The organism is Amycolatopsis sp. NPDC021455 (genome assembly GCF_040640995.1).
Taxonomy (GTDB): Bacteria; Actinomycetota; Actinomycetes; order Mycobacteriales; family Pseudonocardiaceae; genus Amycolatopsis.
Genome location: NZ_JBFACT010000134.1, coordinates 1 through 9,041, shown reverse-complemented (window position 1 = coordinate 9,041; position 9,041 = coordinate 1). Strand labels below are relative to the sequence as shown.

The following is a 9,041-nucleotide window of genomic DNA, read 5'->3' as shown; positions in this document are numbered from 1 at the left end:
GCACGCACCGGGTGAAAGCCGTGAAGGCCTCCTTCCCGGCCTTTAAGGCCGGGAAGGAGGCCTTCACGGACAAACGAGGGTCAGCGGCGCGGGCCGCCGAACGGGGGCTGCTGCGGGAACGGCCCGCTGCCCGGGTTCTGCTGCCCGCCACCGAACTGTCCCGGCGGCGGAGCCTGCGGCGGCGGGCCCTGGTACTGACCGCCCGGCGGCGGGCCGGCCGGGTTCTGCGGCTGGGGCAGCGGCTGGCCGCTCTTCGGCGTCGACGGCTGCTGCGGGGCCGGGGTGACCTCCGTACTGCGGTCATCGTCGGCTTCAAGCTCCGGCTGCTGCTGTGCCGGACGCGGGATCGACGGCCGCGCGGGCGGGGACGACGGGGCGCCGATCGCCGGGACCTCCTTGCGCGCCACCGCTTCCGCGGCCGCGACGGCCTCGGCGACCTTGGGGTCGCTCTTGGTTTCGAACCAGCTGGAGACCTCTTCGTCTTCGAGGTCGGGGCGGTCGGGGACGTCGTCCTTCGGCGGCTCGTACCGGAACACGCCGTCGTCGCCCGGGGCGCCGAGCGCGCGGGCGAAGCCTTCGAGGGCCTTGCCGTAGTCGCTGGGGATCATCCAGACCTTGTTCGCGTCGCCCTGGGCCATCTGCGGCAGCGTCTGCAGGTACTGGTACGCGAGCACTTCGGGGGTGGGGCGGCCGGCCTTGATCGCGGCGAACACCTTCTCGATCGCCTTCGCCTGGCCCTGGGCCTGCAGGTAGCGCGCGGCCCGCTCACCCTGGGCCCGCAGGATGCGGGACTGCCGCTCGGCCTCGGCGGCGAGGATGGTGGCCTGCCGGGCACCTTCGGCGGCGAGGATCTGGCTCTGCTTCTGGCCTTCCGCGGTCTTGATCGCCGATTCCCGCTGGCCTTCGGCGGTGAGGATCATGGCGCGCTTCTCGCGGTCGGCGCGCATCTGCTTCTCCATCGAGTCCTGGATGGACGGCGGCGGGTCGATCGCCTTCAGCTCGACGCGGGCGACGCGGATGCCCCAGCGGCCGGTGGCTTCGTCGAGCACGCCGCGCAGCTGGCTGTTGATGGAGTCGCGGGAGGTCAGGGTCTGCTCGAGGCTCATGCCGCCGACCACGTTGCGCAGCGTGGTGGTGGTCAGCTGCTCGACACCGACGATGTAGTTGGAGATCTCGTACACCGCGGCACGCGAGTCGGTGACCTGGAAGTACACGACGGTGTCGATCGACACCGTCAGGTTGTCTTCGGTGATCACCGGCTGCGGCGGGAACGAGACGACCTGCTCGCGCAGGTCGATCCGGGCGCGCACCTTGTCCAGGAACGGCACGAGGATGTTGAGGCCGGGCGAGGCGACCGTGCGGAACCGGCCGAGCCGTTCGATCACGGCCGACTGCGCCTGCGGGACCACCATGACCGCCTTGGCTATCGTGATGACCACGAGCAAGGCCAAGGCTATGACCAGGCCGATCACAAATCCGGTCAAGAGAATTTCCCCTTACCTAGTACCATTCTTGCGCGGTTGACGGCGTTCCGGGTGCGGCGGGCGGGCTGACCGCGAGCCGCAGTTCCTTGGTGGTGATGCCCCAGCGGCCGGTGGTGTCGTGCAGGACCGTCCACACTGTACGGTGCAGGTCGCCCGGCGCGGTGACGGCGCGCTCGGCGGTGGTCAGGCCGGCCTCCTGCCGCAGCGCCGTGCGGGCCAGCTGCTCGATCCCGAGCGCCGGGTTCGCGATCTCGTAGGTGGCCAGGCGCGGGTCGGTGACGGCGAAGACGACCTCGAAGCCGATGAGGACCTCCCGCCCGTCACCGGCTTCGACCGGCCGGGGCGGCGCCGACAGGACCTGCTCGCCGAGGTCGAAGCGGGCGCGGACCCGGTCGGCGAACGGGAGCACGAAGTGGCGGCCCGGGCCGAGCACGGTGCGGAACGCACCGCCGCGTTCGATCACCGCGGCGTGGCCTTCGCCGACGACGACCAGCCCGAGGCTCACGGTTCGGCCGACACGACAGCGGTGGCGCCGGAGATTTCGACGACCGTGACCGGGGTTCCGGGCTGGATGGGCGGGTGGTGCTCGCCCAGGGTGCGGGCCGACCAGACGTCGCCGGCCAGCTTCACCTGCCCGGTCTCGGAGTCCACTGTGGACAGGGCGACGGCGCGGGCGCCGATCAGCGCCTCGATGCCGGTGTGGTGGGTCGGTCCGGTGAGGAAGCGGCGCTTCAGCGCGGGCCGGACGAGGACCAGCATGCCGACGGAGGCGACGGCGAACACGGCGACGTCGATGAACAGGTTCCCGGTGAGCACGTCGGCCCCGGCACCGAACAGCGCGGCGACGCCCAGCATGATCAGCACGAAGTCGCCGGAGACGACTTCGGCGATCATCAGGGCGATGCCGACGATCAACCAGACCAGTGCCCAAGCCATGGCTTCATGCTCTCAGATCGCGCCGGTTCGCACCGGCGCCGTGACGGGACGTAACCTTCGCGTGACCTTGGACAATTCGGACATTCAGCCCTCTTCCGCCGGTTCGGTGACGAAGTCGATGAGCCGCTCCACGGCCCCGATGAGCGGGGTCTCGAGGTCGCGGAAACTGCTCACCCCGCTCAGGACACGTTGCCAGCCTTCGAAAGGTTGCCCCCAGCCGAGCGCGTCGCAGATTCCCTGCTTCCACTCGGTGCCGCGGGGGATCTTCGGCCAGGCCTCGATCCCGACGGCTCCGGGGCGCACGGCTTCCCAGACGTCGATGTACGGGTGCCCGGTGACCAGCACGTTGTCGTCGCGGATGGCCTCGACGAGCCGGGACTCCTTGCTGCCGGGGACGAGGTGGTCGACCAGGACGCCGAGGCGGCGGCCGGGGCCGGTGCCGAACTCGGCGATCCGGTCGGCGAGGACGTCGACGCCGTCGAGCGGTTCGACGACGACGCCTTCGACCCGCAGGTCGTGCCCCCAGACGCGTTCGACCAGCTCGGCGTCGTGCTTGCCTTCGACCCAGATCCGCGAGTCGCGGGCGACGCGGGCCTTCAGGCCTTCGACGCGGACGGACCCGGACGCCGAGACCTGCCGGGCCGGCGCCTTCGCCGGGGCGCGGTACGGGACCAGCGTCACCGGCTTGCCCTCCAGGAGGAACCCGGCGGGGGCGAGCGGGAAGACGCGGTGGCGGCCCTTGGCGTCTTCGAGCACGACGTTGCCGTATTCGATCTTCACCACCGCGCCGCAGTAGCCGCTGGCCGGGTCCTCGACGACCAGGCCGGGTTCGGCGGGGACCTCCGGCACCTTCTTGCGGCGGGGGCCGGCGAGCACGTCGTCGTAGGAGTGGGAGCGCACGACCTGGGAACGTAGTGCGCCCGGACGCTCAGGGCGGTCATGCCACGCCGGTCAGCGCGCCAACTCCAGGACCGCGTCGGTGAACGGCGTCCGCTCGCCGCGGCGCAACGACGGGAGCGCGACGAGCGGCGCCATCGCGACGCACCAGGCGCGGACGCGCTCGGCGTCGAAGTCCGTGACGTGCGGGGCGAGGGCGGCGATGCCGTCGTCGATGGTGCCGCCGGCCGCCATGGGGACGAACACGAAGTCGATGGCGTCGAGGGCCGGGTCGCCGAGACCGGGCCGCGGGTCGATGGCGACCGCGCCCCGCTCGGGCCCCGCGTCGAGGACGTTGGCCGGGTGCAGGTCGCCGTGGATGAGCGTGACCGGCCCGCTGCCGGCCAGTTCCAGAGCACGCTCGCGGCCCTTCGCCAGGACCTCGGCGCTCAGGTGCTCGGCCGCCGGGGATTCGCGGCGGCGGCGCTCCGACAGCGTGAAGATGAACTCGATTCCGTCGGCCAGCCGCCGGGATACTCCGGTCGGTTCGGCGGAGTGCAGCTGGTCGAGCAGCTCGCCGATCTGGGCCCACGGCACGTCACGACCGGACAGCTCGGTGCCCGGGACCAGGCCTTCGAGGACGATCGCGTTCGCGTCGAGGTCGGCGTCGAGCACCTGGACGACCCGGGAGCACCCGGCCCAGGCGCTCAGCCCGGTGAACTCGAGCCGGGCGACCTCGGGATCCGGGGTCAGCTTGAGGACCCGCAGGTCGCCGCCGGGGCCGGTGCACAGCAGCGTCCGGCCGGTGTTGCCGGGCCGGGCCTCGCGGACTTCGAGGCCCCACTTCGCGGTCAGCCGGGCGACCAGGTCCGGGAGCGCGTCGCACCAGGGTTCGGCCAGGTCCGCGCCGAAGCGGTCGACCAGGCGGGCGCGGGCGGGGTCGTCGATCAGAACAGGGGCCACGGGATGGCGCGCCAATCGTCGCCGGGTGCGGGGAAGATGCCCTCGGACAGCAGGAGGTCGGTGCGTTCGGCGAGCGCCCGGATCTCGAACCCGGTGATGTGCTCGGCCAGCGTCTCGCCGAGGCCGCCGTCGAGCTCCGAGCGCAGTTTGCGGAGCTTCTCGACGGTGTCCGGGGGCACCGGCTCGCCGATCCAGCCCCACAGGACGGTCCGCAGCTTCGGGTCGGTGTGCAGGCAGATGCCGTGGTCGACGCCGTAGACGCGGCCGTCGACGCCGGGCAGGAGGTGCCCGCCCTTGCGGTCGGTGTTGTTGACGACGATGTCGAGCACGGCGAGGTCGCGCAGCCCCGGGTGGTCGGCGTGGGCCAGCACCGCGGGTTCGCCGAACCGGTCGTGGGCGTTCAGCACCGGGCGCCAGCCGTCGGGGACGTCGTCGGGTGGCAGGACTTCCACCAGGTCGTCTTCGGTGGTCTCGATCCACAGCTGGACCATGCCGGGGCCGAACGGCCCGTCGCGCAGCACGGTGGGCGGGATCGCGCCGAGGCCGGTGGCGTCGGCGACGATCGCGGTGGCGACCTCGCGCCCGGCCAGGGTGCCGTCGGGGAAGTCCCACAGCGGCCGCTCCCCCGACACCGGTTTGTAGACGACCCGGCCGGTGACGCCGTCGAGCTCGATGGCGCAGAAGAGCGTGACGTTGGAGGCGTCGACCAGCCGCCCTTCGACGTCGATGCGGCCGTGCGTGACCAGCTCGCGCGATGCGGGATCAGCCGGGGTGGTCGTCATGGTCAGTCTTCGCCCGCGTCGGTTTCGCGCCGGTAGCCGTTCTGCCGGGGGCAGATGTGCCCGGTCGGGTCGAGCGGCTCGCCGCACAGCGGGCACGGCTTGCGGCCGGCGTTGACGACGCGGTCGGCGCGCTCGGCGAACGCGCGGGCGGCGGCCGGGCTGAGGAAGACGCGGACGGCGTCCGGGCCTTCCTCGGTGTCGTCGAGCACGACCGTTTCGTCGACCTCGCCCTCGGTGATGGCGAGCAGCTCGATGACGACCGCGCTGCTGTCGGCGTCCCAGCCCAGCCCCATGGTGCCGACGCGGAACTCCTCCTCGACCGGCACGGTGAGGGGGTCGACGTCGACGAGGTCGTCGGGGACGTCGTCGGGCACGTCGGCGCCGAAGCGGCTGGCGACTTCCTCGAGCAGGGAGCTGAGGCGCTCGGCGAGGACGACGACCTGCTGTTTTTCGATGGTGACGCTGATCGTGCGCACGTCCTCGGACGCCTGGAGGTAGAACGTGCGATCGCCGGGCTCGCCGACGGTGCCGGCGACGAACCGATCCGGCTGGCGGAAGACGTGGATTACGCGAGACATAGCACTGTCGACCCTAGGCCACCGGCGCATGATCGGCATCCGCCGCCCCATGGTTCGCGGGACCGCTAGCCTCGGGGCGTGTCTCGGATCTCCCCGTACGGAACCTGGTCCTCGCCCATCACCGCCGCCGAGGTGGCCGCCGCCGGCGGTGGCCCGCAGTGGCTCGACGTCGTCTCCGGAGAGGTGTGGTGGGCCGAGGCGCGGCCCGGTGAGCAGGGCCGGGTCGCGCTGGTGCGGTCGGTGCCCGGCGGGACCGAGGACGTGCTGGGGGCGCCGTGGAACGTCCGCAACCGGCTGCACGAGTACGGCGGGCGGCCGTGGGCGGTGGCCGAGGGTGTGGTGGTGTTCACGCACTGGGCCGATCAGCGCGTGTACGCGCAGAGCGAAACCGGAGTCGTGCCGCTCACCCCGGAGCCGCCCGAGCCGCAGGGGGTCCGCTACGGCGACCTGCGGGCGGGGCGGCCCGGTGAGGTGTGGGCGGTGCGGGAGCGCAGTACCGGGCCGCGTCCCTCCGACGTCGAGCGGGAGCTGGTGGCGATCGCGCTTCCCGGCGGCGGGGAGCGGGTGCTGGCCGCGAGCCACCGGTTCCTGACCGTGCCGAAGCTGTCGCCGGACGGGCGGCACGCGGCCTGGTTCGGCTGGGACCACCCCGCGATGCCGTGGGACGGCACCGAGCTGTGCGTCGCGCCCGTCGCCGGGGACGGGTCGTTCGGGCTGCACCGGGTGCTGGCCGGCGGCGCGGACGTCGCGGTGTGCCAGGTCGAGTGGGAGACGTCGTCGGCGTTGCTGGCGCTGCTCGACCCGGACGGCTGGTGGAACCTGCACCGGATCGGCCTGGACGGGTCGGTGGTGAACGTCGCGCCGGTGGAGCGGGAGCTGGGCGGGCCGCTGTGGAAGGCCGGGTCGAGGTGGTTCGCGCCCCTCGGCGGCGGGCGGCACGCGGTGCTGGCGTCGGGCCGGCTGGCCGTGCTCGACGAGGCGGACGGGTCGGTGACGCCGCTGGCCGAAGACCTGACCGCGTGGGCTTCGACGGGGTTCGCGGCGCTCGGCGAGTCGGTCGTGGGCGTGGCAGGCGGCCCGGCGCGGGAGGCCGCTGTCGTGCGCGTTTCCCCCGACGGGGCGGTGACGGACCTGACGCCGCAGCCGGAGCTGCCCTCGGCCTACCTGCCGGTGCCGCAAGAGCGGGTGTTCAGCACGGCGGACGGCGAGACCGTGCCGGTGGTGCTGTACCCGCCGCGGAACCCGGACTTCGCGGCGCCCGAGGGCGAGCGGCCGCCGCTGCTGGTCGACGTCCACGGCGGCCCGACCGGGCAGCACTTCGCGCACCTGGATCTGGATATCGCGTACTTCACCAGCCGCGGCATCGCGGTGGCGGCGGTGAACTACGGCGGCTCGACGGGGTTCGGGCGTGCCTACCGGGAGCGGCTGCGTGAGCAGTGGGGCGTGGTGGACGTCGCCGACTGCGTCGCGGTGGCCGAGGCGCTGGTGGCCGCGGGGCTCGCCGACGGCGACCGGCTGGGGATCCGCGGCGGCAGCGCGGGCGGGTTCACCGCGGCGGCGTCGCTGACCACGACGAAGACCTACCGGGCGGGCACGGTGATGTACCCGGTGCTGGACCTGGCCGGGTGGACCGGCACCGAGGGCGAAACGCACGACTTCGAGTCGCACTACCTGGACGGGCTGGTCGGGCCGCTGCCTTCGGCACGCCGGCGGTACGTGGAGCGTTCGCCGCTGGCGAACGTCGGCGGGCTGGCCGGGCCGGTGCTGTTCCAGCAGGGGCTGGAGGACCGGATCTGCCCGCCGGAGCAGGCGGACCGCTTCGTCGCGAAGCTGGCCGGGGGCGGGATTCCGTACGCCTACCAGCGGTTCGCCGGGGAGCAGCACGGGTTCCGGCGGGCGGAGACGATCGTGGCGGCGCTGGAGGCGGAGTTGTCGTTCTACGGCCAGGTGTTCGGGTTCGACACGCCGGGTGTGGCGCGGCTGGAGCTGTCGCGGTGAGGCCGCCGCGGTTGCGGGCGGGCGACACGCTGGCGCTGGTGGCGCCGGCCGGGCCGGTGCCGGCGGAGCTGCTGGAGAAGGCGCTGCCGGTACTGCGCGGCTGGGGTGTCGAAGTGCGGGTGGGGCCGTGCGTGCGGGCGGAGCCGGGGACGCCCCGGTACCTGTCGGCGCCGGACGCCGCGCGGGCGGCGGAGTTCACCGAGGCGTGGCTGGACCCCGGGGTGCGGTGCGTCATGGCGGCGCGGGGCGGGTACGGCGTCCAGCGGATGCTGGACCTGGTGGACTGGGCGGCGTTGCGGGCGGCGGGCCCGAAGGTGCTGGCCGGTTCTTCGGACGCGACGGCGTTGCACCGGGCGGTGGATGTCCACTTGGGACTGTCCAGTTTGTTCTCGCCGCTGCCGGCCACGTCCTTGTTCGACGACTTCGCGGTCGAGCACCTGCGGTGTGCGCTGTTCGAGCCGGAGCGGAACCTGGTGCTGCGGGGCGGGACGGCGCTGGTACCGGGACGGGCCTCGGGTGTCTTGACCGGCGGGAACCTGTCGCTGCTGGCGGCGGGGCTCGGGACGCCGGAGCAGGGTTCGGCGCGGGACGCGGTGGTGCTGCTGGAGGACGTGACGGAGCACGTCTACCGGCTGGACCGGATGCTGACGCAGCTGCTGCGGGCCGGCTGGTTCGCCGGGGTCCGCGGGATCGTGCTGGGGTCGTGGGCGGCGTGCGGCGACCCGGCTCAGGTGCGGGCGCTCATGGTGGACCGGCTGGCGCCGCTGGGTGTGCCGGTCCTGGAGGAGTTCGGGTTCGGGCACGTGCCGTCGTCGCCGACGGTGCCGCTGGGTGTGCCGGTGACCTTGGACGCGGACGCCGGGACGTTGACGTTCGACTCCCCCGCGCTGACATGACTCCGGACGAGGCCCGGGAACGGTTCGCCGCGGCACGGGTCGCACGGCTGGCGACGGTGTCGGGTTCCGGGGTGCCGCACCTGGTGCCGGTGACGTTCGCGGTGCACGGGGACGCGGTGGTGTTCGCGGTGGACCACAAGCCGAAGTCGACCACGGCGTTGCGCCGGTTGCGGAACATCGCGGAGAACCCGGCGGTGTGTTTCCTCGCGGACGGCTACTCGGAGGACTGGTCGCGGTTGTGGTGGGTCCGCGCCGACGGTGTCGCGCGGGTGCTGCCGGACGGCGAGCGCGACGAGCCGGTGGAGTGGCTGGCCGCGAAGTACGAGCAGTACGCGCGGCGGCCGCCCGAGCACGCCGTGGTGGTCACGGACGTGCACCGGTGGAGCGGCTGGACCGGGTCCTAGCGTCACGCGTCGCAAGCTGTTTGACGTTCGGGCCAATGCGCCCCAATGTGGCGTTGGGTGCGCTCAACGCACCCAATGTGGCGGGGGGGGGGGGGGGGCGCCCGCCCCCCCCAAGGGGGGGGAT

10 protein-coding genes are annotated in these 9,041 nt (G+C 73.1%); 3 read left to right on the top strand and 7 right to left on the bottom strand.

Features of this window, described 5'->3' with window-relative positions:
* Positions 1 to 80 precede the first annotated feature (80 nt).
* From AB0G28_RS48570 to AB0G28_RS48540, 7 genes are all read right to left on the bottom strand, one after another.
* A complete protein-coding gene (locus AB0G28_RS48570) occupies positions 81 to 1,484 on the bottom strand; it encodes an SPFH domain-containing protein (protein ID WP_361106256.1) in 1,404 nt (467 codons plus the stop codon).
* Between the two features lie 16 nt (positions 1,485 to 1,500).
* Positions 1,501 to 1,989, bottom strand: a complete 489-nt coding sequence (locus tag AB0G28_RS48565) for an SPFH domain-containing protein (protein ID WP_361106253.1) — start codon at positions 1,987 to 1,989, stop codon at positions 1,501 to 1,503.
* Complete coding sequence (locus AB0G28_RS48560; RefSeq protein ID WP_361106250.1) at positions 1,986 to 2,420, bottom strand: NfeD family protein; 435 nt, start codon at positions 2,418 to 2,420, stop codon at positions 1,986 to 1,988. The genes AB0G28_RS48565 and AB0G28_RS48560 overlap by 4 nt, the downstream gene beginning before the upstream one ends.
* A gap of 84 nt (positions 2,421 to 2,504) precedes the next feature.
* The gene (locus AB0G28_RS48555; protein ID WP_361106247.1) at positions 2,505 to 3,320 is read right to left on the bottom strand and encodes a DUF3097 domain-containing protein; all 816 of its coding nucleotides are present in this window, start codon (positions 3,318 to 3,320) and stop codon (positions 2,505 to 2,507) included.
* A gap of 51 nt (positions 3,321 to 3,371) precedes the next feature.
* Positions 3,372 to 4,259 carry an aminoglycoside phosphotransferase family protein gene (locus tag AB0G28_RS48550; RefSeq protein ID WP_361106244.1) on the bottom strand — a complete coding sequence of 296 codons (888 nt, stop codon included), beginning with the start codon at positions 4,257 to 4,259 and terminating at the stop codon, positions 3,372 to 3,374.
* Positions 4,244 to 5,041 carry an SCO1664 family protein gene (locus AB0G28_RS48545; protein ID WP_361106242.1) on the bottom strand — a complete coding sequence of 266 codons (798 nt, stop codon included), beginning with the start codon at positions 5,039 to 5,041 and terminating at the stop codon, positions 4,244 to 4,246. Before AB0G28_RS48545 ends, AB0G28_RS48550 begins: the two co-directional genes overlap by 16 nt.
* Before the next feature lie 2 nt (positions 5,042 to 5,043).
* Positions 5,044 to 5,619, bottom strand: coding sequence for a DUF3090 family protein (locus AB0G28_RS48540; protein ID WP_361106239.1), 576 nt, complete (start codon positions 5,617 to 5,619; stop codon positions 5,044 to 5,046).
* A gap of 78 nt (positions 5,620 to 5,697) precedes the next feature.
* Here AB0G28_RS48540 and AB0G28_RS48535 point away from each other — a divergent pair, with 78 nt between their 5' ends.
* The 3 genes from AB0G28_RS48535 to AB0G28_RS48525 are packed head-to-tail and all read left to right on the top strand — an operon-like array spanning position 5,698 to position 8,917.
* Positions 5,698 to 7,617, top strand: a complete 1,920-nt coding sequence (locus AB0G28_RS48535) for a prolyl oligopeptidase family serine peptidase (protein ID WP_361106236.1) — start codon at positions 5,698 to 5,700, stop codon at positions 7,615 to 7,617.
* Positions 7,614 to 8,513 (top strand): LD-carboxypeptidase, encoded by a 900-nt coding sequence (locus AB0G28_RS48530; RefSeq protein WP_361106233.1) that lies wholly within the window; start codon positions 7,614 to 7,616, stop codon positions 8,511 to 8,513. Before AB0G28_RS48535 ends, AB0G28_RS48530 begins: the two co-directional genes overlap by 4 nt.
* The gene (locus AB0G28_RS48525) at positions 8,510 to 8,917 is read left to right on the top strand and encodes a TIGR03668 family PPOX class F420-dependent oxidoreductase (protein ID WP_361106230.1); all 408 of its coding nucleotides are present in this window, start codon (positions 8,510 to 8,512) and stop codon (positions 8,915 to 8,917) included. Before AB0G28_RS48530 ends, AB0G28_RS48525 begins: the two co-directional genes overlap by 4 nt.
* The last annotated feature ends 124 nt before the right edge of the window (positions 8,918 to 9,041 follow it).

What these genes read in the sequence shown, in the direction of transcription:
- AB0G28_RS48560 (WP_361106250.1), bottom strand. Translation starts at nt 2,420, where the DNA reads ATGGCTTGGGCACTGGTCTGGTTGATCGTCGGCATCGCCCTGATGATC.
- AB0G28_RS48545 (WP_361106242.1), bottom strand. Translation starts at nt 5,041, where the DNA reads ATGACGACCACCCCGGCTGATCCCGCATCGCGCGAGCTGGTCACGCAC.
- AB0G28_RS48540 (WP_361106239.1), bottom strand. Translation starts at nt 5,619, where the DNA reads ATGTCTCGCGTAATCCACGTCTTCCGCCAGCCGGATCGGTTCGTCGCC.
- AB0G28_RS48525 (WP_361106230.1), top strand. Translation starts at nt 8,510, where the DNA reads ATGACTCCGGACGAGGCCCGGGAACGGTTCGCCGCGGCACGGGTCGCA.